Raw genomic sequence first — 25,360 nt, 5'->3', positions numbered from 1 at the left:
GGCAGATCAGTGGAATGATACGGACGTGCACGACGTGCAGATCACCCGCGACAGCCCTGATTTCCGCATTGGCTGATGCGGCGGTCATCATCGGGCCGCGCGACAGGGCCCGGGGGATGACATGACCCCGGCGGCCCGGGTCCAGGCCGCGATCGAGGTGCTCGATGCCGTGGCCGGCGGGCTGGCCGCCGAACAGGCGCTGACCCGCTGGGCGCGCGGTGCGCGCTATGCCGGATCGAAAGACCGCGCGGCGGTGCGCGATCACGTCTTCTCGGTGCTGCGCCGCAGGCGGTCCTGCGCGGCCTTGGGCGGCGGCGACAGCGGGCGGGCGCTGATGCTGGGCCTGCTGCGCGGGACGGGTGAGGAAACCGATGCGATCTTCTCCGGCGAGGGACATGCCCCCGCGCCGCTCGACCCCGTCGAGCGCGACGCGGGCCGGACGCCGACGCCGCAGGAGACGCGCGATCTGCCGGACTGGCTGTGGGAGCGGTTCGCGGCGAGCCTCGGCGGGGAGGCGACGCGAGCGGCGGAGGCGCTGCGGCATCGCGCGCCGGTTTGCCTGCGGCTCAATCCGGGCTTGAAGACCGACGCCGATGTCATTGATATGCTTGAGCAAGACGGCATCGCGCTGCATCCGGTGCCGGATATCAAGGGCGCGGTCCTGGTGACCGCGGAGGCGCGGCGGGTGACGCAGTCGCGGGCCTATCGCGACGGGCTTGTGGAAGTGCAGGACACCAGCAGTCAGGCGGCCATGGCCGCGCTGGATGTCCCGCCGGGCGCACGGGGGCTGGATTACTGCGCCGGCGGCGGCGGCAAGGTGCTGGCTCTGGCGGCCCGGATCGAAGGCGCGTGGTTTGCCCATGACGCCGCGCCGCGGCGGATGCGCGACCTGCCACAGCGCGCTGCGCGCGCCGGTGTGACGGTCACCCTGCTCGATGCGGGCGTGGTGAGCGGGACGGCGCCCTTCGACCTCGTGCTGTGCGACGTGCCCTGTTCGGGCAGCGGCACATGGCGGCGCACGCCCGAGGCGAAGTGGACCCTGACGCCCGAACGCCTGGCCGACTTGTGCCGGACGCAGCGGAGCATCCTGCAGGAGGCGCAGGCGCTGGTGCGGCCGGGCGGGATGCTGGCCTACACCACCTGTTCGGTGCTGGACGAGGAGAACGCGGGCCAGGTGGCCGCCTTTCTCGCCGCGTCTTCGGGATGGGTGCAGGAGATCACCCGGCACTGGCCGGTGTCGGAGGTGGGAGACGGTTTTTTCCTGTCGGTCCTGCGCAAGCCGCAATAGCAGAGCCGACACTGGCAATCGCAACCTAGACGTGTTCGCCGTTTCAGCGTTAATCTAACGTTAAATCCTGCCGCCTAAGACAGGCGACAGGAGATAGATTGCTGGAGACTTGCCGGTTGGCTTCGATTACCGGAACCGTACTGCCCTTGCGCGATGCCGCGTCCCGGATCAGGCCTCGGTCCAAGACCGTTCTGGCGACGGGGCTGGGGATTGGCGCGGGCGCGTTCGTGATGCCTGATCCGCGGTTGCAGGTCGCATGCCTTTTTCTCGGCGCGATCCTGCTGATGTCGGCGCTCTGGATCGCCATCGTCCACGGGGCGGAAACGCGGTTTCGCAAGGGCCTTGTGGAGGCCGCGGCGGATTTCATGGGGGAAGACGCGACGCCGGCCATCCTGACCGGGCGCGAGGGCGACATCCAATACGCCAACCGCGCGGCGCAGACCGCGTTTTCGGCCGACGAGGCCAGCACGCTGGCCGGCGCGCTGAAGCACACCGTCGCCAACCCCGGCCCGATCCTCTACCGCCTGGAAAGCCGGGCCGACCTGCGCGGCTCGGCGCATGAGGATGTGGTCACGCGGGCGGGACATCTGCGGCTGAGCGTGCACCGCGCGGCGGCGGACCGATATATCTGGCGGATCGAGAAATCCGCCGACCGCCCCTCGCGCGAGGCCGATCCGGTGCCGCTGCCGATGCTGACGGTGGGCCGGGGCGGGGCGGTTCTGTTCATGAATACCGCGGCGCGCGAGCTGGTGGGCGAACGGGCGCGCACGCTCGACCGCATTTTTCCCAAGATGCCCCTGCGCTCGGGCCAGATCAACGACATCACCACCGCGCAGGGGCTGATGGCCTGCCTCGTCGTCGAGCTGGAGGGCGTGGCCGGCCGGCGCGAGGTGTTCCTGCTGCCGGGCGTGGCGCCGACCGAGCGACAGCCGGACGGATGGGCATTCTTCGACGAATTGCCGGTGCCGCTGCTGAAACTGGCGCGCAACGGCGAGGTTCAGATCTCGAACCGCCCGGCGCGGGACCTTCTGGGCGCCGAGACGTGCTGCGGCAAGACGCTGTCGGACCTGATGGAGGGGCTCGGCCGGTCGATCCCGGACTGGCTCGATGATGCGGCCGCCGGCCGGGGTGGGGTGCATTCGGAATTCCTGCGGGTCAGGCGCGACGACCGCGAAACCTTCGTGCAGGTCACGCTCAACCGCGCGATGGAGGCCGGGGAGACGGTGCTGATCGCGGTGCTGAACGACGCGACCAAGCTGAAGACCCTGGAAGAGCAGTTCGTGCAAAGCCAGAAGATGCAGGCGATCGGGCAACTGGCCGGCGGCGTGGCGCATGATTTCAACAACCTGCTGACCGCCATCGCGGGGCATTGCGACCTGCTGTTGCTGCGCCACGACCAGGGCGACCCGGATTACGGCGACCTTGTGCAGATCAACCAGAACGCCAACCGGGCCGCCGCCCTGGTCAGCCAGCTGCTGGCCTATTCGCGCAAGCAGACGCTGCGCCCCGAGGTCATGGACCTGCGTGACATGCTGTCGGAACTGACGCATCTTCTGAACCGGCTGGTGGGCGAGCGGGTGATCCTGTCGCTCAGTCACGACCCGACCCTGTGGTCGATCCGCGCCGACAAGCGGCAGCTGGAACAGGTGCTGATGAACCTCGTGGTGAACGCCCGCGACGCCATGCCGGAGGGCGGCGACATCCGCATCGCCACAGAGAACGTCACCCTGGACGAACCGCTGCGCCGCGACCGCGCGGTGGTGGCGCCGGGCCGCTATGTGCGCGTCAGCGTCACCGACGAGGGGCAGGGGATTTCCCAGGACAAGATCCAGAAGGTGTTCGAGCCGTTCTTCACCACCAAGCGCACCGGCGAGGGCACGGGCCTGGGCCTGTCGACGGCCTACGGGATCGTCAAGCAGACCGGCGGTTTCATTTTCGTCGACAGCCACGAAGGGAAGGGCGCCACCTTCCAGGTGCTGCTTCCGGCGCATGAAACCGTCGACACGCCGATGGCCCAGGCGGACCCGGCGCCGGCCCTCGCGACCAAGACCGACGGCGTGGTGCTGCTGGTGGAAGACGAGGCGCCCGTGCGGGCCTTCGCCAGCCGCGCGTTGCAGCTGCGCGGGATGACGGTGCTGGAGGCCGACTCGGCCGAATCGGCGCTCGACCTTCTGGAGGATACGTCGCTGAAGGTCGATGTCTTCGTCTCCGACGTCGTGATGCCGGGGATCGACGGCCCGAGCTGGGTGCTGAAGGCCCTTGAGGAGCGCCCGGAGACGCAGGTCGTGTTCATGTCCGGCTATGCGGAGGAGGCGTTCGGCGAGATCCAGTCGCGAATCCCGAATTCGACTTTTCTGCCCAAACCCTTTTCCCTCACCGAGCTGACCGAGACCGTCCAGCACCAGCTGGCCCAGGGCTGACGGCGCGGACCGGCGCAGGCGGGATCCCGGTGGTTTCTGGGATGCGTTATGTCGAGCACATCAGGGAAAGACGGTGTCCGCGCCCTCTTGCCCTGAGACACCACTTCGGATGGATGCGCTGCAGGGCACGCGATGCCGCCTGCGGCTGCCTCAGTGATGCGGCGGCAGAACCCCGTTGGCGAGCGGCACGAAGGCGCCGTCCGCTCCGATTCCGTCGTAGAGTTGGTATTCGACCGCGAATTTCCGGCGGTAGCGCGTCTCGACATCGGCCGAGAGGGAGAGCGCCATGTCAGGCGACGCGTTCATGCGCCGCGTCTCGATCCCGATCCCGAGACGGGATTCGAGGAAACGCCGCAGCCCGTCCTGATCCTCGTAGCGGAATAGATGGGTGACCGCCGTGCCGTTGTTCTGCGGCTCGAGGAATTTCGTCTGCGAGCCGACCTGCGCAAAGGCGGCGCGCTTGCCTTTCATGTACTCGGTGACGAAGGCGTCGAAGCTGATCCCGTGGGTGGAATTGCGGGCCTGCTCCTGGCCCGGACGCTGACGGTAGCGATACCAGCTGCCCAGCCAGTCCAGCGGATCGCGCATCACCGCGAGCACGTCGAATCCCTCTCCCATGAATTTCTCGATCGCCGGGCGGAAGAAGCGGTTGTAGCGAAAGACCGGCGCGTGCTTCAGCTCGGGCGGCTGGCGCACGACGATGGCCGCGCGCGGCGCAAGGGCGGCCTCGTAGGCGGTCGTCCCGGTCTTGGGGACCGACAGAAACACGAGCTTTTCGTTTGAAAACACCAGCATAGAAGATTTCGCCCGCTTGCCTGCTCTTGGTAACCCCTCTTTAACCCATCGCTGCAAACATCGGAAAGGAACAAATTCATTGAAATGTTCTCCTTTTGTCTCCATAACATGTGGAACAAGAGGTGAACGAAAGCAGCGGCCGGACGGCGGGAAGACAGCGATAGACGCCCCGTCTGGCGTGTGAAATAAGGGAAATGACAGGTATGGCAACGGCAGATCTTTTGAACATGGACAGCAAGAAGCAAGCAGACCGCCAGAAGGCGCTCGACAGCGCGCTGGCGCAGATCGAACGGCAATTCGGCAAGGGGTCGATCATGAAACTGGGCGCCGACAACCCGGCGCAGGACATCGAATCGACCTCGACCGGCTCGCTGGGGCTTGACATCGCGCTCGGCATCGGCGGGCTGCCCAAGGGCCGGATCGTGGAGATCTACGGCCCCGAAAGCTCGGGCAAGACGACGCTGACGCTGCATTGCGTGGCCGAGGAACAGAAAAAGGGCGGCGTTTGCGCCTTTGTCGACGCCGAGCACGCGCTGGACCCGATCTATGCCAAGAAGCTGGGCGTGGATCTGGACGAATTGCTGATTTCGCAGCCCGACACGGGCGAGCAGAGCCTGGAGATCGTGGACACGCTGGTGCGCTCGGGCGCGGTCAGCATGGTGGTCGTCGATTCCGTCGCCGCGCTGACGCCGAAATCGGAGCTTGAGGGCGACATGGGCGACAGCAGCGTGGGCGTCCACGCCCGCCTGATGAGCCAAGCCATGCGCAAGCTGACCGGCTCGATCAGCCGCAGCAAGTGCACGGTGATCTTCATCAACCAGATCCGCATGAAGATCGGCGTCATGTTCGGCAGCCCCGAGACGACCACGGGCGGCAACGCGCTGAAATTCTACAGCTCGGTGCGGCTGGACATTCGCCGGATCGGGTCGATCAAGGACCGCGACGAGGTGGTGGGCAACCAGACCCGCGTGAAAGTGGTCAAGAACAAGGTCGCGCCGCCCTTCAAGCAGGTCGAGTTCGACATCATGTATGGCGAGGGCGTGTCCAAGACCGGCGAATTGCTGGACCTGGGCGTGGCGGCCGGCGTGGTCGAAAAGTCCGGCAGCTGGTTCAGCTATGTTGACGAGCGCATCGGCCAGGGCCGCGAGAACGCCAAGAACTTCCTGAAGGAAAACAAGAAGATCGCCTACGAGATCGAGGACAAAATCCGTGGCGCGCACGGGCTTGATTTCAACATTCCGGGCGGCGCGGACGCGACCGCCGAGGACGTGCTGGACGACTGACGGAACGGAGACGGCCCACTCCGGAAAGGGCCCGCGCCACCGACGGGTGGCGGAGAATATTCGGGGAAGGGCCGTCCGACGGGGCGGCCTTTCCTCTTTTCCGGGCGCCGCGCGCGACTCGGACCGCCACCTTCTGTGGACAGTCAAATGGCTTGGCGTTACACGGGTTCGACGCAACTTTTGCCTTCGGACCAGACCTTCATGCCCACGCTCAACGAGATCCGCTCGACCTTCCTTAGTTTCTTTGAACGCAACGGCCACGAGGTGGTGCCAAGCAGCCCTCTGGTGCCGCGCAACGACCCGACGCTGATGTTCACCAATTCCGGCATGGTTCAGTTCAAGAACCTGTTCACCGGCGTCGAGAAACGCGACTATTCCCGCGCCACCACCAGCCAGAAATGCGTGCGGGCGGGGGGCAAGCACAATGACCTCGACAATGTGGGCTATACCGCGCGGCACCACACGTTTTTCGAGATGCTTGGAAATTTCAGTTTCGGTGATTACTTCAAGCGCGAGGCGATCCCCTATGCGTGGGACCTGCTGACCAAGGATTTCGGGATCGACAAGTCGAAGCTCCTGGTCACGGTCTATCACACCGACGACGAGGCGGCGGAGATATGGAAGAAGCACGCGGGCCTCAGCGATGACCGGATCATTCGCATCGCCACGGATGACAATTTCTGGTCGATGGGCGCGACAGGCCCCTGTGGGCCGTGCACCGAGATTTTCTATGACCATGGTCCCGAAATCTGGGGGGGTCCTCCGGGCAGCCCGGAGGAGGATGGCGATCGATTCATCGAGATCTGGAACCTCGTTTTCATGCAGAACGAGCGGTTCGAGGATGGCAGCCAGGTGGATCTGGACATGCAGTCGATCGACACCGGCATGGGGCTGGAACGGATCGGCGCGCTGTTGCAGGGCAAGCATGACAATTACGACACCGACCTGATGCGCGCCCTGATCGAGGCGAGCGCGCATGTGACGGATGGGGCGCCGGACGGGCCGGGCAACGTGCATCACCGGGTGATCGCGGACCATTTGCGCTCGACGTCGTTCCTGATTGCAGACGGGGTGATGCCGTCGAACGAGGGGCGCGGCTATGTGCTCCGCCGGATCATGCGGCGGGCGATGCGGCACGCGCATCTCTTGGGCGCGCAGGACCCGGTGATGTACCGGCTGGTGCCGAACCTGGTCGGGCTGATGGGGCAGGCGTTCCCCGAGCTGGGCCGGGCGCAGCCGCTGATCGAGGAAACGCTGGAACTGGAGGAAAAGCGGTTCAAGCAGACGCTGGACCGGGGTTTGCGCCTGTTGGACGACGAGCTGGGCAAGCTGGGCGATGGCGCGGCGCTGCCGGGCGAGGCGGCGTTCAAGCTCTATGACACCTATGGCTTTCCGCTGGACCTGACGCAGGATGCGCTGCGCGAGAAGGGCCGCGAGGTGGATGTGGCCGGATTCGATGCGGCGATGGAAGAGCAGAAGGCCAAGGCCCGCGCGGCATGGTCCGGCAGCGGCGAATCCGCGGACGCGACCGTATGGTTCGACCTGGCCGAGACGCACAGCGCGACGGATTTCCTGGGGTATGACACCGAAACCGCCGAAGGCGTGGTGCAGGCGATCGTCGTCGATGGCGAGGCCGTGGACAAGCTGGGCGCCAACAAGGCCACCGGCTGGGTCGTGGTGAACCAGACGCCGTTCTATGCCGAGGCGGGCGGGCAGGTGGCCGATCGCGGGTACCTGCGCAGCTTGGACGGCGCGCGCGAGGCCGGCGAGGCGCGGTTTGCGGGGCATGTGAGCGATGTGCAGAAGCGGGCCGGGGGCCTGTCGGCGCATTTCGTGACCGTCGAGGCGGGCGAACTGGAAGTGGGCGACCCGGTGAAGCTGGAGGTGGACCATGTCCGCCGCACCGCGATCCGGTCGAACCATTCGGCCACGCACCTGCTGCACGAGGCGCTGCGCAAGGCGTTGGGCGATCACGTGGCGCAGAGGGGCAGCCTGAATGCGCCCGACCGGCTGCGGTTTGACTTCAGCCATGGCAAGGGGCTGACGCTGGAGGAGATCCGCCAGGTCGAGGAAGAGGTCAACGCCTTCATCCGCCAGAACGGCAAGGTCGAAACCCGGATCATGACGCCCGATGATGCGCGGGAGATCGGGGCGCAGGCGCTGTTCGGCGAGAAATACGGCGACGAGGTGCGCGTGGTCTCGATGGGGTCCGAGGATGGCTCGGGCAAGGGGCTGGATGGCCAGACCTATTCCATCGAACTGTGTGGCGGCACCCATGTGCGGCAGACCGGCGACATCGGCCTGTTCGTGATGGTGGGCGAAGGCGCGTCGAGTTCGGGCGTGCGCCGGATCGAGGCGCTGACCGGGCCGGAGGCGTTCAATTACCTGAGCGAACAGGATCACCGCATGGCGGCACTTGCGTCGGAGTTGAAGGCGCAGCCGAGCGACGTGCTGGACCGCGTGCGCGCGTTGATGGACGAGCGCAAGGCGCTGGCCAACGAGGTGACGCAGCTGAAGCGGGAACTGGCCATGGGTGGCGGCGGTGCTGCCGGACCCGAGACCAAGGACGTGAATGGCGTGAAGTTCCTGGCCCAAGTGTTGTCGGGCGTATCGGGGCGCGACCTGCCACCGCTGATGGACGAGATGAAGGCGCGGATCGGCTCGGGCGCGGTGCTGCTGATCGCCGATGCCGATGGCAAGGCTGCCGTGGCCGCGGGCGTGACGAATGACTTGACCGACAGGCTGTCGGCGGTCGATCTTGTCCGGGCCGCCGTGGCGGAGCTGGGCGGCAAGGGCGGCGGAGGCCGACCCGACATGGCGCAGGGCGGGGCGGCGAGCACCGACAACGCCGAAGCCGCCATCGCGGCGGCGGAACAGGTGTTGCAGGGCTGAGGCTCGCGTGAGAAGGGGAACGACATGGCGGCCTACCTGATTGCGCGGATCAACGTGACCGATCCCGAGGATTACAAGGCCTATGCCAGCCAGACCGTGGCGCTGGCCGAGGAATTCGGCGGGAAGTTCCTGGCCAAGGGCGGCACCCAGACGCAGGTCGAGGGGATCAGCCCGGACCGGCACGTGATCATCGAGTTCCCCGACCACCAGGCGGCGCTGGACTGGTACAATTCGGAGGCGTATCAGCGCATCCTGCCCATCGCGACCTCGTCGAGCGAGCGCGATATCGTCATCGTGGACGGAGTTTGAGGAGTTAAAGACATGCCAGCTCTCTGGATTGCCCATGTGACCGTGACCGACGAGGAGGCCTATGGCCGCTATGCCAAGCTGGCGGGGCCGGCAATCGAGGCGCATGGCGGGCATTTCATCGCCCGGGGTGCGCGATACGTGCAGTTGGAAGGCAACGACCGGGCGCGCAACGTGGTGGCCAAGTTCCCCTCGCTGGAGGCGGCGGAGGAGTGCTATCGCTCGGACGCCTATCAAGAGGCGCTGGACCATGCGCGGAACGCGTCCGAACGTGATCTGGTGATCGTGGAAACCTCGGAATAGTGCAGGGCCGACTGGCCGAAATCATGGCGCGGCACGCGGGCGAGGGCCGGGTGGCGTGGATCGGGCTGCGGCCGGAGCGATTGGCCGATCCGGTGAGCGTCGAGGTGGCGGATCTGGGTGAGGCGGGCCTTGAAGGCGACCACGCACGGGCCGGGAAACGCGCGCTGACGCTGATCCAGGCGGAGCACCTGCCGGTGATCGCGGCGCTGGTCGGGATCGGAGAGGTGACGCCGGAGGTTTTGCGGCGCAACGTGGTGGTCAGCGGAATGAACCTGACGGCGCTGCGCAATCACCCCGTTCAGATCGGCAAGGCCGTGATCGAGGTCACCGCGCCTTGTGCGCCCTGTTCACGGATGGAAACGGCACTTGGGCACGGCGGGTATAACGCCATGCGCGGGCATGGCGGATGGTGTGCGCGGGTGTTGGAACCGGGGCGGATCGCGGTGGGCGATAGCGTCGCACGGGCTGGAACCGACAACGGCACGGCCTAGAATTTCCTTCGATCTGAACGGAGGTGCCGATGCGACTGATTTCCCTGATCCTGATGCTGATCCTGCCGGGGGCCGTGGCTGCGCAGGACTGGAGCCTGCTGAAAGAACCGGGCACGGTGGCCTTGATGCGCCACGCGCTGGCGCCCGGCGTGGGCGATCCGTCAAATTTCGACTTGGAAGATTGCAGCACGCAGCGGAATCTGGATGACCGGGGGCGTGAGCAGGCAAGGCAGATCGGCGCGGCTATGCGCGAGGCGGGCGTTCAGTTCGACGCCGTATGGACCAGCCAGTGGTGCCGCTGCGTCGATACGGCGGAGCTGCTGAATATGGGCACGCCCGAGGAATTTCCGGCGCTCAATTCGCATTTCGCGGGGCAGGGCGACCCGGACGGTCAGGCGGCGGAGGTCATGGCACGGATTGCCGAGACGCCCGAGGATGCCCGGCTGCTTTTGGTCTCGCACCAAGTAAACGTGTCTGAACTGAGCGGGACAGGCACCACATCAGGCGAGATTATCGTGACGCGGCGCACGGATGACGGGCTGGAGGTTGTCGGACGCATCGCGGTCGCGCCCTGACGCCTTATTCCAGGTCGGTCTGGATCCATTCGGGCGAAAGGTGGATGTCCGTCGACACCAGCCGCCCGGGGCCGAGGTTGATGAATTTATGCGGCACCTCTGCCGGGGCCAGAAGGACATCGCCCGCCTCGGCCTCGATCACCTGATCGCCGATGGTGTAGCGGGCGCGGCCCTCGCGCAGAATGAACACCTCGTCATACGGGTGCGTATGCAGGGGCGGGCCCTTGCCCGTTTCTTCGAACTCTACAAAAAGAACGGTGATATCCGTGCCGAGATCCTTGCCTTCGAAATGACCCGCCCAACTGTCGGCGTTCTTGGCCCAGTCGGCGCGGGTCAGTTTGCGAGGGGCATCGGTCATGCGTCACGCGGTTTTGGCGGCGCGTTTGCGCTCGTGCGGGTCAAGGTGGCGCTTGCGCAGTCGCAGGGCGTTGGGCGTGACCTCGACCAGTTCGTCGTCGTCGATATAGGCGATGGCCTCTTCCAGCGACATCTGGACGTGCGGAGTCAGGCGCACGGCCTCGTCGGTGCCGGACGCGCGCACGTTGGTCAGTTTCTTGCCTTTCAGCGGGTTCACTTCCAGATCGTTTTCGCGGCTGTGTTCGCCGATAATCATGCCCTGATAGATCTTTTCCTGCGGGCCGATGAACATGCGGCCACGCTCTTCGAGGTTCCAGAGCGCATAGGCCACGGCCTCGCCCGATTCCATCGAGATCAGCACACCGGCGCGGCGGCCGGGGATGGCGCCCTTGTGCGGCGCCCAGGAATGGAAGACGCGGTTCAGCACGCCGGTGCCGCGCGTGTCGGTCAGGAATTCGCCGTGATAGCCAATCAGGCCGCGCGACGGGACCAACGCGATGATACGGGTCTTGCCGGCGCCGGCGGGCTTCATCTCTGTCATCTCGCCCTTGCGGGGGCCGGTCAGTTTCTCGATCACGGCGCCGGAATGGTCGTCATCGACGTCGATGGTGACTTCCTCGATCGGCTCCAGCTGTTCCCCGTTATCGCCTTCGCGCATCAGGACGCGGGGGCGGGAAATGCTGAGCTCGAAACCTTCGCGGCGCATGTTCTCGATCAGGACGCCCATCTGCAATTCGCCGCGGCCCGCGACATCGAACGCCTCGCCGCCCGGCGTGTCGGTGACCTTGATGGCCACGTTGGTTTCGGCTTCTTTCATCAGGCGCTCGCGGATGACGCGGGACTGCACCTTCTTGCCGTCGCGGCCCGCGAGCGGGCTGTCGTTGATGCCGAAGGTGACGGAGATGGTGGGCGGGTCGATGGGCTGGGCCGAGAGCGGCTCGTCCACCGCCAGCGCGCAGATCGTGTCGGCCACGGTGGCCTTGGACATGCCCGCAAGGCTGACGATATCGCCCGCCACGGCCTCGTCGATGTCCTGAAGCGTGAGGCCGCGGAAGGCCTGGATCTTGGTCACGCGGAACTGTTCGATCTTCTGGCCGATGCGGCTGAGCGCCTGCACCGTCGCGCCGACCTTGAGCCGGCCCGATTCGACGCGGCCCGTCAGCAGGCGGCCCACGAAGGGATCGGCGCCCAGGGTGACGGCAAGCATCCGGAAATCGTCGTCGGCCTGCTTGACCTGCTTGGGCGCGGGCACGTGGTTGACGATCAGGTCGAAGAGCGCCGAGAGGTCCTTGCGCGGGCCGTCAAGTTCGTGATCGGCCCAGCCGGAACGACCGGAGGCGTACATATGCGGAAAATCGAGCTGGTCTTCGTCGGCATCCAGCGCGGCGAAGAGGTCGAAGCATTCATCGAGCGCGCGGTCGGGCTCGGCATCGGGCTTGTCTACCTTGTTGAGCACCACGATGGGGCGCAGGCCCAAGGCCAGCGCCTTGGAGGTCACGAACTTGGTTTGCGGCATCGGGCCTTCGGCGGCGTCGACCAGCAGGACCACGCCGTCGACCATGCTGAGAATACGCTCGACCTCGCCGCCGAAATCGGCGTGGCCGGGGGTGTCGACGATGTTGATGCGGGTCTTTTTCCACTCGACCGATGTGGCCTTGGCCAGGATGGTGATGCCGCGCTCGCGCTCCAGGTCGTTGCTGTCCATCGCGCGTTCGGCCACGGCCTGTCCGGCGCGGAAGGCGCCCGACTGCTTCAGAAGCTCGTCCACGAGGGTGGTCTTGCCGTGGTCGACGTGGGCGATGATTGCGATATTGCGCAGGTCCATTGGGGTATCCTTGGTGGTTTGGTGGTGGCCCTAAGGGCTTTGCGCGTCAATTGCCAGAGGGAAAAAGGTGTTACGCGGCGATGGTGGCGCCGCGGTGCGGCAAAAGCCGCAGGAGCGTGGGGCCGAGCGGGCGCGCGGTGGCGCCCGTGCCCAGCTTGAAACGGGCGAGGCCGGGGGCGGCCTCGGTGTCGATGGGGCCGAGGTCGAGCCGGGTGACGCCGCGCTGATGCAGGTAGGTGATGGCCTGCCACATCAGCAGGGTATGGGCGTGGGCGGAGCGCGCGGCGGGGGCGGCCCAGCCGATGTGGTAGGTGGCAACGTCGCCGTGCATCAGAAAGAGCAGGTAGGCCAGCATCCCGGCGCGGTCATGGGCGGTGAATAGTCGCGTGGCCTGCCGGTGGGTGGCGGCGAAGGCGCAGGTGAACCCCGGCGGCAGGGCGCGATAGCCACGGGTGCGCTGCTGGTGCCGGTCGAGGGTCAGCAGGTCGGCGTCGCGGTCGGGATCGAACGGGCGGTCATGCGTGCGCAGGGGGCCGGATTGCGCGGCGCGCAGGCGGTTGCGCCATTTGCCGTGCAGGCCGGCGAAGAGGGTCCCGGGATCCGGCGTGAGGTCCAGCTCGGCGATGTGGGCCGGGGTGAGCAGGGCGCGGTAGCCGTGTGAGCGGTAGAGGCGGGCGGTTCTTGGCGTGTCAGGCTGAACAACGGAGGGGCCGGGCAGGGGCAGCAGGGCCGCGCCTGGGTCGGTGCCAAGGGCCAGCACCGGCCCGCGCGGCAGCCATGTCAGGCGCAATGGGCCAAGGCGGCGGCGCAGGATCTGCGCGGTGCCAAGCGTGCGCGCACCACGGGTCAGCGCGTACCAGCCGACATCGGCCCCGATGGCCCGCATGGCGGCGCCGTAGCGCGGGTGCTGGTGCAGCGCGCAAGCGTCGGGCGGATCGGGGGCGGTGTCGCGAAGGGTCCAGGTCAGAGACATGGCCGCCATTAAGGCGATGATAACCTAAATCATGGTTAATCCCGGTCATGGCGAAGAAGACAATGTCGGTGCGCGGCGTGACGGCGCCCAGCGTGCGGCCCACGGCCTATGCCGCGTGGCTGGTGGCGGTTGCCTTGTCAGTACCGGTCTTCGTGGTGCTGAGTGTGATCGAGTGGATCTGGTAGCGGATCAGTCCCAGGTCATGCCGTTGCGCCGCACATACCACAGCATCAGCGGTGTCTCGAGCACCAGGGCGACAAGGATGGTGAAGACGACCCAATTGGTGTCGAACAGCCAGAGCGAAAAGCGCGTGCCGGTGCCACCGAAAAGCCAGCCGTTGATCACCAGCATCACGCCCGTGACACCCAGATCGTAAAGCGCCATGCGCGACGCGTGGCGCGGACGCAGGGCGGGGTAGAGCATGAAATAGGCCACCGCCAGGCAGGTGATGACGGTGACCAAGGCCTGTCCCTCGGGTGAGAGAGAGGACAGCATCGGTCAGACCCCGATCAGAACGGAATTTCGTCGTCGTAGTCGCGCGAGGGCGAGGGTTGCGAGCGGCCCTGGTCGGACGGGCCGGACGGCCCGCCGCCGTAATCCTGGTCATAGCCACCGCCGCTGCCGCCGCCATAGCCGCCACCACCACCGCCGCCGCCGCTGTCACGGCCGTCGAGGAAGGTCATCTCGCCGGCATAGGGGCGCAGCACGACCTCGGTCGAATAGCGGTCCTGGCCGGACTGGTCCTGCCATTTGCGGGTTTCCAGCTTGCCCTCGATATAGACCTTGGAGCCTTTTTTCAGGTATTGCTCGGCCAGGCGCACGAGCGCCTCGTTGAAGATCGCCACGGTGTGCCATTCGGTGCGTTCGCGCCGTTCGCCAGTGTTGCGGTCCTTCCAGTTCTCGGACGTGGCGATGCGCAGGTTGCACACCTTGCCGCCGTTCTGGAACGTGCGCACCTCGGGGTCGCGCCCCAGGTTTCCGATGAGAATGACTTTGTTGACGGAACCGGCCATGGCGCCCTCCTGCTGCGGTCTCTTGGTTAACGTTCACCTTACATCACCCCGAAGGCATGAAGAAAAGGCTAAAATTCAGGGAAGTTCCAAGGCGGGCGGTGCCGGACCGGAATGGGGAGGGGAAGTCTGGCAATTTGAGCCGAGTTCGGTATAGTGCGCCCCGAGACGGTTCGAACCGGGCCCTGGGACACAAGGCACCGGAGGATCGTAGTGGGACAGCAAGGGACGGTAACCAGAATGCGGAAGCTCGCGATTGCAGTGACCTGCGCGTCACTGGCATGGCCGATGGCGGCCACGGCGGATATTCTCTCGACCAAGGGCAAACAGCGGGTGTTCAGCTCGCAGACGCGGGTGCTGGATACCCGGGCCAAGCAGCAATACAACGCCTCGATCCGTCTGCAGCCGCAGAAGGTTCACACGCCCAGCAAATGGGACGACGCGGCCCCCGCCGTGGGATACAGCGGCAAGTACAAGGGACAATACCTGAACGTCGCCAAGGATTCGGCGCGCCGCCACGGGATTCCGGAAAACCTGTTCCTGCGGCTGGTGCAGCAGGAATCGGGCTGGAACCCGCGCGCCGTGTCGCACAAGGGTGCCATCGGGCTGGCGCAGCTGATGCCCGGCACGGCGAACTATCTGGGGGTCGATCCCAATGACCCGCACCAGAACCTCGATGGCGGGGCGCGGTACCTGGCGGAACAGTACCGCACCTTCAAGTCCTGGCGGCTGGCGCTGGCGGCCTACAATGCGGGGCCGAAGGCGGTCGAGAAATACAAGGGGATTCCGCCCTACAAGGAAACCCGCAACTACGTGAAGATCATCTACGGGCAGTAGGCCGAGTCGCGCGGCCTAGCCCTCGTAGTCGGCGTCGGAGACTTTTTCCATCCAACTGACGGCACTGCCGTCGATGCTTTCCTGAATTGCGATATGGCTCATGGCCGTGTCGGGCGACGCGCCGTGCCAGTGCTTTTCGCCCGCCGGGAACCAGACCACATCGCCTTGCCGGATTTCCTCGACCGGGCCGCCGTCGCGCTGGACGCGGCCCTGCCCGAAGGTGACGATCAGGGTCTGGCCGGCGGGATGGGTGTGCCACGCGGTGCGCGCGCCCGGCTCGAAGGTGACGTGAAGGCCAACGGAGCGGCCCGGCGCCTCGGCGGTGAAGAGCGGATCGAGCCGCACCGTGCCGGTGAAATACTCGTCCGGGCCGGGCTTGGAGGGGTTGGTGCCGGAGCGGGTTATCTTCATGGGGTGGCCTTTCGGGATGTCATGGCTGTCGGTCCGCGCCGCCATCAGCCGGTAAAGCCGATCTTGTGCAGGTGGATCTCGTTGGAGGGGTGTTTCTCGGCCCCTGCCAGGCGGCCATTATGGTGGTTGTAGAGCGTGCGCCAGTAGGGCTGAATGATCACGCCCTCCTCGCGCAGGATGGATTGCAGGCGTTCCATCGTCTGCCGCCTTGTGTCCACGTCGGGCATCGACATGGCGCGGTCCAGCAGGCGGTCGAACTCGGCGTTGGCAAAGCCGGTCTCGTTCCACACGGCATCCGAACGGTAGGCGAGGTCCAGCACCTGCACGCCAAGGGGACGGTGATTCCACTGGGTGACCGAGAACGGGTAGTCGCGCCAGTTCTGCCAGAAGGTGACGCCGGGCTGGACCGTGCGCTGGACCGTCAGGCCGGCGTCGCGCAACTGGGCGACGACGGCGTCGGCGGTGTTGCGCTGCCATTCGTCGTCGACGGTGATCAGTTCGTGCGCGTAGCCCAGCATCCCGATCTCCTCGAGGTCGGCGCGGGCCTTGGCGGCGTCGAACGGCGCCGGGCCAAGATCGGCATGGGCGGGGTGAACCGGGCTGACATGGTCGTTGGCCGCCACGGTACCATAGCCGGAATAGCCAAGCTCCAGGCAGGTCTCGTTGCGGACCGCGAGCGCCAGCGCCCGGCGCAGGACCGGGTCGGCATAGGGCCGCGTGCCCTCGAGCTCGGCCCGGGCATTGCCGCGGATCACGACGGTGGCGGTGCTTTCGGTTTCGGTCCGGGTCCATCCGATGGCGTCGAGCACCTCGATGAAATGGCCGACGGATTCGTAGAGCAGGTCGATGCGGTCGCCCTCGGCGGCGTCGATCCAGCTGGACGGGTTCGTGCCCAGGTCGATGAACTCGACCCGGTCCAAGTAAGGCCCGCCCAGGACGTCTGTGCCCCACCAGCGATGATCGGAGTTGCGCTCCAGCACGCAGCGCTGGCCGACGGACAGCTCGACCGGGCGGAAGGGGCCGGTGCCGATGCCATGCTCGAACGGGTCGCCATCGTCATAGCTGGAATGCATCACCGCCGCGGGATAATCCGACAGGTTGGCCATGAGCGCGATATCGGGGCTGGCGAGCGTGAGGACGAGCGCGGTGTCGTCGACCACGCGCACGGCATCCTCGCGGATCTGCCCGGAGTCGGGGTCGCACAGGCCCCTGAGGCGCGAGGCCATCGAGTTGCCCTCGACCGAGGCATCGCACCAGCGTTCGAGGTTGCGGGCCACGTCGCGGGCGGTGAAGGGGTCGCCGTTGTTCCACGTCACGCCGGCGCGCACGTTCAAGCGATACTCGGTCGCGTCGGCGTTCACGTCCCAGTTTTCCAGGAGCATCCCGCGCACGGTGCCGTCGCGGCCGTATTCCACCAGGTATTCCAGGAACCCCCGTGTCTGGTTGCCCATCTCGCTCCAGTCATAGGTGCGGGGGTCGGTGAGCGCCTTGACGTTTTGCTGGATGCGCAGGGTGCCGCCGGGGACGATTTGGGCCGTGTTCTGCGCGCGCGCCGGAGCCGGCAGGCCGGCCATCGACAGGGCCAGCGGCGCGGAGAGGCCCAGGCCACAGGCGCGGGCCAGGAACTCGCGCCGGTCCATCGCCCCGCGCCTGAGCGCGCGGTTGAGCGCGGGCAGGGCGGGATGAAGCGGAACATGGGGGCGTGAGGACATGGGCGTGGGCCTTGCAACGAGCGGTGCGGGAATAAATGAGGCAACAGGTCTCACTTTCCATCCCGCCCGCGCGGAAATCAACCGGGTGTGCTGAAATACGCGTGAACGGCGGGGTTTCAGGCGGCCTTGCGCGGGGCGGTGCGGCGCAGGTCCGAGGGCGACTTGCCGGTATGGCGCAGGATGAAGCGCGAGAAATAGGCGGCGCTGCTGAAACCGAGATCGGCGGCGACCTGGTTGGCGGCGCGGTCGGTGGTTTCGAGCAGGTTGCGGGCGGCGTGCAGGACGCGGCCCGTCAGCATTGCCGAGGCCGTCAGCCCCGCCGTGGACTTGCACACGCGGCTGAGATGCGTGGGCGTGACGCCGAGATGCCGGGCGAAATCCTGCATCGAGGCGCCGGTGGTGTAATCCCGTTCGATCAGCGCGGCATAGGCCTCGACCAGGCGATGGGCCGCGGTGGGGGCGAGGGCCTCGTCGGCGCCGGAGATCAGGGCGCGGCGCAGCCAGACCGTCAGAAGCTGGGCATGGGCGGTCATCGCCTCGTCCATGAAGTCGCGCGCCTCGTTCTGTTCGCGCTGCATGGTTTCCAGCAGGGTGGTCAGGTCGGCCTGCGCGCGCGGGTCGCGGACGCGCAGGAGCACCGGCTCGTCGGGCATGAGGATGCCGGTTCGCGGCGGAATGCGGCAGGCCAGGCCAAAGCTCTGCGCGCCGGGGTCGAGCGCGAAGAGAGACCCTGCGGGCAGCACCAGCGCGGTATGCACCGCCAGCCCGCGCCGCCGTCCGCCCACCAGGCAGCGCCCCTGGCCGCGGGTGATCCAGAGGAACACGTGGTGCGGGTCGCTATGGGGCAGGCTGGCGCGCCATGCGCCCGGTCCGATCCACTGCGCGAGCGTCTGGAGTTGCGGATGGGATGTCACGGTCCGGCACCTCGATTGTCGTGATTCTGTACGCAGAGCGCAGGGATTGCATCGAATTGGACGCAGGAATGTCCGATTCTGTATAGGCGTGACAAGGACAAAGCCCGGTCACAGCGCGGCGGCGGCGAGGGTTTGCCAGTTTTTCATGCGGGCGCGGAACCAGCTGCGCTGTCGCTTGGCATATTGCCGCGTGGCGATGATCGCCGCTTCGCGGGCGGCGTCGAGCGTCATTTCGCCCTTGAGGTGGGCGATGAGTTCCGGCGCGCCGATGGCCTTGGAGGATTGATGCGCGGGGGACCATGAGGCGAGGTTGTCGCGCGCCTCGTCCAGGGCGCCGGCGTCCAGCATCAGATCGAAGCGGCGTTCGATTCGCGGGGTCAGCCAGTCCTTGGGCGCGTCGATCAGGAGGCGCGTGGCGTGCTCCGGCGGCAGGAGCGGGGGCGGGGTGGCGTCCTGCCACCGGGCCAGGGGTGTGCCGGTGGCGCGCAGCACTTCCCAGGCGCGCTGCACGCGCATCGGGTTGGCGGTGTCGATCCGCGACCGGGTGTCGGGGTCGAGATCGTCGAGCAGGCCGCTCAGGCCCCTCTCGGCAAGCCGCGCGTCGGCCTCGGCGCGGATCTCGGGCGGGGTGGCGGGGATGTCGGCCAGCCCCTCGGTCAGGGCCGAAAAGTACAGCCCGGTGCCGCCGACGATGATCGGACGGGGCCCGTCGCGCAGCAGGGGCGCCATGTCGCGCAGCCAGTGGCCCACGGAATAGGCGGCATCGCCCGGCACATGACCGTAGAGGGCGTGGGGCGCGCGGGCCTCGTCCTCGGGCGAGGGGCGGGCGGTGAGGATGCGCCAGTTGGCGAAGACCTGCAGCGCGTCGGCGTTGACGATGCATCCGCCGTCCCGCTCGGCCAGGGCCAGCGACAGGGCGGATTTACCGGAGGCGGTGGGGCCGGCGATCAGCACGGGCCGGTCCGGCGGAATGCCGGGAGGGATGTCGGGCAGGGCGGTCATGTCCTTCGTTTAGGACGTTTCCACGCCGGTTTTAAGCGGCTTTGGCGGAAATCCGGGCATCCCCGCGTCCCGCGGCCCGGTTTGGCGATTGAACCCGGGGGCGTTTTCGCCCATTTTGCGCGCCAAGAGACGACCCGCACCGGGACCGTTCCAAGACCGCGCATAAGGAGCCGCCCCATGCCAGACGCCGCCGCCCCCGAGACCACGTTCAGCCGGGTCCTGCTGAAGATTTCCGGTGAGGCGCTGATGGGCGACGCGAATTACGGTCTGAACCCGCCCACGGTGGAGCGGATCGCGCGCGAAGTGAAATCGGTGCACGACATGGGCGTCGAGATCTGCATGGTGATCGGCGGCGGCAATATCTTTCGCGGGTTGCAGGGCTCGGCGCAGGGGATGGAGCGGACGACCGCCGACTACATGGGGATGCTGGCCACGGTAATGAACGCGCTGGCGATGCAGAGCGCGCTGGAGAAGTTGGGCGTCTTCTGCCGGGTGATCACCGCCATTCGCATGGACGAGGTGGCCGAGCCCTATATCCGCCGCCGCGCCGTGCGGCACCTGGAGAAAAAGCGGGTCTGCATTTTCGCCGCCGGAACAGGCAACCCCTATTTCACCACCGATACCGCGGCCACGCTGCGCGCCAACGAGATGGCCTGCGAGGCGATTTTCAAGGGCACCAAGGTGGACGGGGTCTATGACAAGGACCCGATGAAACACGACGACGCCACGCGGTTCGACGAGGTCAGCTATGACGAGGTGCTGGCCAAGCACCTGGGCGTGATGGATGCCAGCGCCATCGCGCTGGCGCGCGACAACAACCTGCCGATCATCGTCTTCAGCCTGGACGAGCCGGGCGGCTTTCGCTCGATCCTGGACGGGACGGGCACGTATACGAAGGTTGGCGGCTAGGGGCCGTCTGCGCGAAATCCACTCGAAACCTGAGGCTTTCCTACGGGACTGGGGCCTATACAATGGGCGGAACTTGCCGGTATAGAGGCGAGACCACCGTCCGGAAGAACAAGGGATGTAAGATGAGCGACGACTTCGAACTGGACACCAAGGACCTGGAGCGGCGCATGGACGGCGCGATGACCAGCCTGCGGACGGAATTTGCCTCACTCCGGACGGGCCGGGCCTCGGCTTCGATGCTGGAGCCGGTGATGGTGGACGCCTATGGCGCGATGACGCCGATCAACCAGGTGGGCACGGTGAACGTGCCCGAGCCGCGCATGGTGACGGTCAATGTCTGGGACAAGGGCCTGGTGAACAAGGTGGAAAAGGCCATCCGCGAAAGCGGGCTGGGCATCAATCCGCAGATGAACGGCACGATCATCATGTTGCCCATCCCCGAGTTGAACGAGGAGCGGCGCAAGGAACTGACCAAGGTCGCCGCGCAATATGCCGAGAACGCCCGCGTCGCCATCCGCAACGTGCGCCGCGACGGCATGGACCAGATCAAGAAGGCCAAGGCCGACGGCATGTCCGAGGACGACCAGAAATTCTGGGAAACCGAGGTGCAGGAGATGACCAACCTGCACATCAAGTCCGTGGACGAGGCGCTGGAGGCCAAGCAGGCCGAAATCATGCAGGTCTGAGATGACAGGGGCGCGAGACATGCAGGAGCAATCCGCCGGGCGTGGCCCGCGCCATGTGGCGATCATCATGGACGGCAACGGTCGCTGGGCGCAAAAGCGCGGGCGGCCGCGCCTTTTCGGGCACCATGCGGGGGCGCGGCGGGTGAAGGAGATCGTGACCGCCTGTCCCGACTTCGGGGTGGACTATGTGACCATCTTCGCCTTTTCGACCGAGAACTGGAAGCGGACGCAGACCGAGGTGGCGGGGCTGATGAGCCTGTTTCGCCGCTATATCATGAAGGAAATGCAGGAATTCGTGCGCGAGAACGTGCGCGTGCGCTTTATCGGCGACCGGCCGCGGCTGGACGCCAAGCTGCGCCGGCTGATGGACGATGCCGAGGCGATGACCCAAGGATGCACCGGCACGAACCTGACCATCGCGCTGAACTATGGCGGGCGCGACGAGGTCAGCCGCGCCACCCAGCGCCTGGCGCGTGACGTGGCCGAGGGCCGGTTGCGCCCCGAGGACGTCAACGAGGAAACCCTGCCCAAGTACCTCGACACCTGCGTGCTGCCCGATCCCGACCTGGTGATCCGCACGTCGGGCGAGGCGCGGATCTCGAACTTCCTGCTGTGGCAGTCGGCCTATGCGGAATACGAGTTCATCGACACGCTGTGGCCCGATTTCACGCCGGAAATCTTTGGCGAGCTTTTGCGCGGCTATGGCGTGCGGGACCGGCGGTTCGGGGCCGTGACCGCATGAGTGCAGGCGGCGCGAAGTGGTCCGACCTGCGCCGGCGGGCGCTGTCGGGCGTGCTGATGCTGGTGCTGGGGGCGTTCGGGGTCTACCAGGGCGGGCTGTTCTTCATAGTGCTGGTCTGCGCGATCTGCGGCGTCATGGTGTGGGAAACCGCGCGCATGTTCGCCACGCGCCAGGCCGTGGGCCTGGGGATCGCCGCCACGGTGGTGATGGTCGCGCTGAATTTCCTGCCCGGCACCTTCGCGTTGCCGCTGATGCTGGGCCTCGCGCTGGTCGCAGCCAGCCAGACCGCCCAAGACGGGCCACTGGCCTTTGTCGTGGTCGCCTGGGTGCTGCTGGCCTGCTTTGCGCTGCTGTGGTTGCGCGCGGGGCATGAAACGCTGTGGATCCTGTGGCTGATCCTGGTCGTCATCGCCTCGGACGTGGCGGGGTATTTTGCCGGGCGGATGCTGGGCGGGCCGAAATTCTGGCCACGCATCAGCCCCAAGAAGACCTGGTCGGGCACCATCGCGGGCTGGCTTCTGGCCGGGATCGTGGGGATGTTCTTTCTTCGGCCGCTGGGCATGGGGCTGGAACTGGTGCCGATGTCGATGGTGGTGGGCTTTGCCGGGCAGATGGGCGACATCGCCGAAAGCGCCGTGAAGCGCCGCAAGGGAATCAAGGACAGCTCGAGCCTCATTCCCGGCCATGGCGGCGTCTTCGACCGCTTCGACGCCATGCTGGGCAGCAGTGCCGCGGCGCTGCTGTTCTGGGCCGTGGGTCTGATGCCGGGGGCCGGCGCTTGAAGCGGGTGAGCATCCTGGGCGCGACCGGCTCGATCGGGCAGAACACGCTGGACCTTGTGCAGCGCGACCGCAGCGCGTTCCAGGTCGTCGCCCTGACCGGCGGGCGCAACATCGCGCAACTGGCGCAGGACGCCATCGCCTGCGACGCCGAGATCGCCGTCACCGCGCATGACAGCCTGCTGGACGATCTGCGCGCGGCCTTGCGCGGCACCGATATCGAGGCCGCCGCCGGCGCGACCGCGCTGGAAGAGGCCGCCGAGCGCGACGCCCATTGGGTGATGTCGGCCATCGTCGGCTTTGCCGGGCTGGCGCCGGGGCTGGCGGCGCTGCGCACCGGCGCGACGCTGGCCTTGGCCAACAAGGAATCGCTGGTGGCGGCGGGGCAGCTGATGATGGGCACCGCGCGGCGTGCGGGCGCGCGCATCCTGCCGGTGGACAGCGAGCATTCCGGCATCTTCCAGGCATTGGTGGGCGAGGACGCCGTCGCCGTGCAGCGCATCATCATCACCGCCAGCGGCGGCGCCTTTCGCGACTGGCCGCTGGACCAGCTGGTTCACGCCACCCCCGACGAGGCCGCGACCCATCCCAACTGGGACATGGGCCAGCGGATCACCATCGACAGCGCCTCGATGTTCAACAAGGCGATGGAGATGATCGAGACGCGGGAGTTCTTCGGCGTGCAGCCCGATCAGATCGAAGTGCTGATCCATCCCGAATCCCTGGTTCACGCGATGGTGCATTACGTGGATGGCGCGATGATGGCCCATATGGGCCCGCACGACATGCGCCACGCCATCGGCTATGCGCTGAACTGGCCGGAACGGCGCGACCTGCCGGTCGCTCCGCTGGACCTTGCCCGGGTGGGACAGCTGACCTTCGAGGCGCCGGACCCGGAGCGTTTCCCCGCCCTGCGGCTTGCGCGCGACGTTATGGAGGCGCGGGGCCTGATGGGCGCGGTGTTCAACGCGGCCAAAGAGCGGGCACTGGACCATTTCATCGCCGGCAGGATCGGATTCATGCAGATGAACACCATCGTCGAAGAGGTGTTGGCCCGCCTGGAGGGGCATGACAAGATCGCCCAAAGGCCGATGACCCTTGATACAACAGCCCGCGCGGACCATCTGGCAAGGATGTATGTCGACAGCGTGGCGAAAGAGCAGGACGGATAACAGACCTTGGACGGATTAAGCTTTCTCCCGCAGTTCGGTGGCCTTGCCCTGACCCTTCTGGCCTTTTTCGCGGCCCTGTCGGTCATCGTGGCGATCCACGAATACGGCCACTACATCGTCGGGCGCTGGTGCGGCATCAAGGCGGATGTCTTTTCGCTGGGGTTCGGGCCGGTGCTGTTCAGCCGGATGGACAGGCACGGCACGCGCTGGCAACTGGCCGCACTTCCCTTCGGCGGTTACGTCAAGTTCATGGGCGACGCGAACGCCGCCAGCGGCACCAGCGACGGCACGGTCGAGGAGATGCCGCCCGAGATCAAGCGCAAGACCATGCTGGGCGCGCCGCTCTGGGCGCGGACGCTGACCGTGGCGGCGGGGCCGGTCTTCAACTTCATCCTGTCGATCCTTGTCTTCGGCGCGATCATCATGAGCCAGGGCAAGGTCACCGAGCCTTATGTCATCGACAAGCTGCGCCCGCTGCCCTTCGAGGGCGTGACCCTGCAACCGGGTGACGAGCTTCTGACGATCGAGGGGCAGCAGATCCCGAAGCTGATCAACATGAACGAGACCGACGAGGAGGTGTTCCGCGCCTTTATCGCCGACCTGCCACTGGAGCCTTTGCTGAGCTACGAGGTGCGCCGCGACGGCGAGGTTGTCACCGCGGTGGGCCCGCATCCGCAGCCGCCGCTGGTCACCCAGCTGTCGCCCCGGTCGGCGGCGTTCGAATCGGGCCTGAAACAGGAAGATGTGATCGTGGGCCTCGACGGCGAGAGGATCTATGCGTTCGATCAGCTCAAGGACGTGGTCGAGGGCTCGGACGGCGCCACCGTGGCGCTGAACGTGTGGCGCGATGGCGACCTGATGGAATTCGACCTGACGCCGCGCCGGGTGGATGAGCCGCAGGAGGATGGCGGGTTCGAGACCAACTGGCGGATCGGCATCGTCGGCGGTCTGCCCTATGAATTGCAGACCGGGCCGCGCGGCTTTGGCGAAGCCCTGTCGGGCGCGGTGTCGCAAACATGGGCGGTGATCTCGGGGTCGATGTCGGGCCTCTATCACATGATCACCGGCGCGATCAGCAGCTGCAACATGTCGGGACCCATCGGCATCGCCGAGGTGTCGGGCGCGATGGCGAGCCAGGGCGTGGACAGCTTCATCTGGTTCATCGCGGTGCTGTCCACCGCCGTGGGCCTGTTGAACCTGTTTCCGATTCCGGTCCTGGATGGCGGCCACCTGGTGTTTTACGCCTACGAGGCCGTGGCCGGCCGGCCGCCCAGCGAACGCGCGCTGCGGATCATGATGACCGTGGGCCTGACGCTGGTGCTTGGCGTGATGCTGTTCGCGCTGTTCAACGACATCTTTTGCCCCTGATCGGACCGATACCGGGGCGGCGACGGGAAGAGCGGGGCAGGGCGCACGCGGCCTGCCCTGAAAACGTCATTTTTTCCGCCCGAGTATCGTCACAAAAGAATCGGAAAAGCCGGGTAATACCCTGATCACAAGCGCGTTGAAGGCCGGATACTACATGCAACACGTTCTGAACGGATATCGCGGGATGACCCTGTTGGTGAACCTGAACTGGGACCGCATCCTGTATCTTGCGACCATCGCCGTCGCACTCTGGGCCGGGGCCTTTGTAGGCTCTCTGTAAGGGCCGCGGATCGCAGCGTCGCCGTAACGA

27 protein-coding genes are annotated in these 25,360 nt (G+C 66.5%); 17 read left to right on the top strand and 10 right to left on the bottom strand.

From position 1 onward, the window contains the following. The first annotated feature begins 121 nt into the window (after positions 1–121). Positions 122–1,288, top strand: a complete 1,167-nt coding sequence (locus tag FIU85_RS01595; RefSeq protein WP_152495598.1) for an RsmB/NOP family class I SAM-dependent RNA methyltransferase — start codon at positions 122–124, stop codon at positions 1,286–1,288. A gap of 230 nt (positions 1,289–1,518) precedes the next feature. Then, the gene (locus FIU85_RS01590; RefSeq protein ID WP_152498145.1) at positions 1,519–3,708 is read left to right on the top strand and encodes an ATP-binding protein; all 2,190 of its coding nucleotides are present in this window, start codon (positions 1,519–1,521) and stop codon (positions 3,706–3,708) included. Positions 3,709–3,858: 150 nt separating this feature from the next. Here the strand turns inward: FIU85_RS01590 and FIU85_RS01585 are convergent, their stop codons facing one another. Then, positions 3,859–4,503, bottom strand: a complete 645-nt coding sequence (locus FIU85_RS01585) for a gamma-glutamyl kinase (protein WP_152495597.1) — start codon at positions 4,501–4,503, stop codon at positions 3,859–3,861. A gap of 203 nt (positions 4,504–4,706) precedes the next feature. Here FIU85_RS01585 and recA point away from each other — a divergent pair, with 203 nt between their 5' ends. The 6 genes from recA to FIU85_RS01555 all read left to right on the top strand — a co-directional run bounded on the left by recA (position 4,707) and on the right by FIU85_RS01555 (position 10,353). Then, positions 4,707–5,786, top strand: coding sequence for a recombinase RecA (gene recA, locus FIU85_RS01580; RefSeq protein ID WP_152495596.1), 1,080 nt, complete (start codon positions 4,707–4,709; stop codon positions 5,784–5,786). 201 nt (positions 5,787–5,987) lie between these two features. Beyond that, a complete protein-coding gene (gene alaS / locus FIU85_RS01575) occupies positions 5,988–8,678 on the top strand; it encodes an alanine--tRNA ligase (RefSeq protein ID WP_152498144.1) in 2,691 nt (896 codons plus the stop codon). 24 nt (positions 8,679–8,702) lie between these two features. Further along, positions 8,703–8,987 carry a DUF1330 domain-containing protein gene (locus tag FIU85_RS01570; RefSeq protein WP_152495595.1) on the top strand — a complete coding sequence of 95 codons (285 nt, stop codon included), beginning with the start codon at positions 8,703–8,705 and terminating at the stop codon, positions 8,985–8,987. A 12-nt stretch (positions 8,988–8,999) separates the two neighbouring features. Further along, a complete protein-coding gene (locus FIU85_RS01565; protein WP_057789179.1) occupies positions 9,000–9,287 on the top strand; it encodes a DUF1330 domain-containing protein in 288 nt (95 codons plus the stop codon). 23 nt (positions 9,288–9,310) lie between these two features. Further along, positions 9,311–9,778, top strand: a complete 468-nt coding sequence (locus tag FIU85_RS01560; protein ID WP_152498143.1) for an MOSC domain-containing protein — start codon at positions 9,311–9,313, stop codon at positions 9,776–9,778. A 29-nt stretch (positions 9,779–9,807) separates the two neighbouring features. Next, positions 9,808–10,353, top strand: a complete 546-nt coding sequence (locus FIU85_RS01555) for a histidine phosphatase family protein (RefSeq protein WP_152495594.1) — start codon at positions 9,808–9,810, stop codon at positions 10,351–10,353. Between the two features lie 4 nt (positions 10,354–10,357). Here the strand turns inward: FIU85_RS01555 and FIU85_RS01550 are convergent, their stop codons facing one another. The 3 genes from FIU85_RS01550 to FIU85_RS01540 all read right to left on the bottom strand — a co-directional run bounded on the left by FIU85_RS01550 (position 10,358) and on the right by FIU85_RS01540 (position 13,517). Next, entirely contained in the window at positions 10,358–10,711 is a 354-nt protein-coding gene (locus tag FIU85_RS01550) for a cupin domain-containing protein (protein WP_152495593.1), read from the bottom strand. A 3-nt stretch (positions 10,712–10,714) separates the two neighbouring features. Beyond that, positions 10,715–12,535, bottom strand: coding sequence for a translational GTPase TypA (gene typA / locus FIU85_RS01545; RefSeq protein ID WP_152495592.1), 1,821 nt, complete (start codon positions 12,533–12,535; stop codon positions 10,715–10,717). A 70-nt stretch (positions 12,536–12,605) separates the two neighbouring features. Then, positions 12,606–13,517 (bottom strand): GNAT family N-acetyltransferase, encoded by a 912-nt coding sequence (locus tag FIU85_RS01540; protein ID WP_152495591.1) that lies wholly within the window; start codon positions 13,515–13,517, stop codon positions 12,606–12,608. Positions 13,518–13,555: 38 nt separating this feature from the next. Between FIU85_RS01540 and FIU85_RS21870 the strand changes: the two genes are divergently transcribed. Then, positions 13,556–13,693 carry a hypothetical protein gene (locus FIU85_RS21870; protein WP_172978751.1) on the top strand — a complete coding sequence of 46 codons (138 nt, stop codon included), beginning with the start codon at positions 13,556–13,558 and terminating at the stop codon, positions 13,691–13,693. A gap of 4 nt (positions 13,694–13,697) precedes the next feature. Here FIU85_RS21870 and FIU85_RS01535 read toward each other — a convergent pair whose 3' ends face one another. Together FIU85_RS01535 and ssb are read right to left on the bottom strand one after the other, a co-directional pair. Further along, on the bottom strand, positions 13,698–14,003 hold the full coding sequence (locus FIU85_RS01535; protein ID WP_152495590.1) for a hypothetical protein: 306 nt from the start codon (positions 14,001–14,003) through the stop codon (positions 13,698–13,700). Between the two features lie 14 nt (positions 14,004–14,017). Beyond that, entirely contained in the window at positions 14,018–14,521 is a 504-nt protein-coding gene (ssb, locus tag FIU85_RS01530) for a single-stranded DNA-binding protein (RefSeq protein ID WP_152495589.1), read from the bottom strand. Between the two features lie 237 nt (positions 14,522–14,758). Here ssb and FIU85_RS01525 point away from each other — a divergent pair, with 237 nt between their 5' ends. Continuing rightward, positions 14,759–15,355 (top strand): lytic transglycosylase domain-containing protein, encoded by a 597-nt coding sequence (locus FIU85_RS01525; RefSeq protein WP_152492384.1) that lies wholly within the window; start codon positions 14,759–14,761, stop codon positions 15,353–15,355. A 15-nt stretch (positions 15,356–15,370) separates the two neighbouring features. Here FIU85_RS01525 and FIU85_RS01520 read toward each other — a convergent pair whose 3' ends face one another. From FIU85_RS01520 to miaA, 4 genes are all read right to left on the bottom strand, one after another. Then, entirely contained in the window at positions 15,371–15,766 is a 396-nt protein-coding gene (locus tag FIU85_RS01520) for a cupin domain-containing protein (RefSeq protein WP_152498142.1), read from the bottom strand. 44 nt (positions 15,767–15,810) lie between these two features. Next, positions 15,811–17,478 (bottom strand): ABC transporter substrate-binding protein, encoded by a 1,668-nt coding sequence (locus FIU85_RS01515; RefSeq protein WP_254702972.1) that lies wholly within the window; start codon positions 17,476–17,478, stop codon positions 15,811–15,813. 116 nt (positions 17,479–17,594) lie between these two features. Continuing rightward, positions 17,595–18,392: an AraC family transcriptional regulator gene (locus tag FIU85_RS01510; RefSeq protein WP_152492386.1), complete on the bottom strand. Its 798-nt coding sequence runs from the start codon at positions 18,390–18,392 to the stop codon at positions 17,595–17,597. A gap of 108 nt (positions 18,393–18,500) precedes the next feature. Further along, entirely contained in the window at positions 18,501–19,394 is an 894-nt protein-coding gene (gene miaA, locus FIU85_RS01505) for a tRNA (adenosine(37)-N6)-dimethylallyltransferase MiaA (protein WP_152495588.1), read from the bottom strand. A gap of 177 nt (positions 19,395–19,571) precedes the next feature. Between miaA and pyrH the strand changes: the two genes are divergently transcribed. The 7 genes from pyrH (at position 19,572) to FIU85_RS22465 (ending at position 25,330) form a co-directional block, all read left to right on the top strand. Next, positions 19,572–20,303, top strand: a complete 732-nt coding sequence (pyrH, locus tag FIU85_RS01500) for a UMP kinase (RefSeq protein ID WP_152492388.1) — start codon at positions 19,572–19,574, stop codon at positions 20,301–20,303. A 122-nt stretch (positions 20,304–20,425) separates the two neighbouring features. Continuing rightward, complete coding sequence (gene frr / locus FIU85_RS01495; protein ID WP_152492389.1) at positions 20,426–20,989, top strand: ribosome recycling factor; 564 nt, start codon at positions 20,426–20,428, stop codon at positions 20,987–20,989. A gap of 19 nt (positions 20,990–21,008) precedes the next feature. Next, positions 21,009–21,731, top strand: coding sequence for an isoprenyl transferase (locus FIU85_RS01490; protein WP_152495587.1), 723 nt, complete (start codon positions 21,009–21,011; stop codon positions 21,729–21,731). After that, positions 21,728–22,513 (top strand): phosphatidate cytidylyltransferase, encoded by a 786-nt coding sequence (locus FIU85_RS01485; RefSeq protein ID WP_152495586.1) that lies wholly within the window; start codon positions 21,728–21,730, stop codon positions 22,511–22,513. Before FIU85_RS01490 ends, FIU85_RS01485 begins: the two co-directional genes overlap by 4 nt. Beyond that, on the top strand, positions 22,510–23,682 hold the full coding sequence (dxr, locus tag FIU85_RS01480) for a 1-deoxy-D-xylulose-5-phosphate reductoisomerase (RefSeq protein ID WP_152492392.1): 1,173 nt from the start codon (positions 22,510–22,512) through the stop codon (positions 23,680–23,682). The genes FIU85_RS01485 and dxr overlap by 4 nt, the downstream gene beginning before the upstream one ends. A gap of 6 nt (positions 23,683–23,688) precedes the next feature. After that, positions 23,689–25,050 carry an RIP metalloprotease RseP gene (rseP, locus tag FIU85_RS01475; RefSeq protein WP_152495585.1) on the top strand — a complete coding sequence of 454 codons (1,362 nt, stop codon included), beginning with the start codon at positions 23,689–23,691 and terminating at the stop codon, positions 25,048–25,050. Positions 25,051–25,204: 154 nt separating this feature from the next. Further along, complete coding sequence (locus FIU85_RS22465) at positions 25,205–25,330, top strand: hypothetical protein (RefSeq protein ID WP_261391182.1); 126 nt, start codon at positions 25,205–25,207, stop codon at positions 25,328–25,330. Positions 25,331–25,360: the final 30 nt, after the last annotated feature.

The sequence above is a fragment of the Roseovarius sp. THAF8 genome, assembly GCF_009363735.1.
GTDB lineage: Bacteria > Pseudomonadota > Alphaproteobacteria > Rhodobacterales > Rhodobacteraceae > Roseovarius.
The sequence above is the reverse complement of the archived record's forward strand: the minus strand, read 5'-3'. Positions and strand labels throughout refer to the sequence as shown.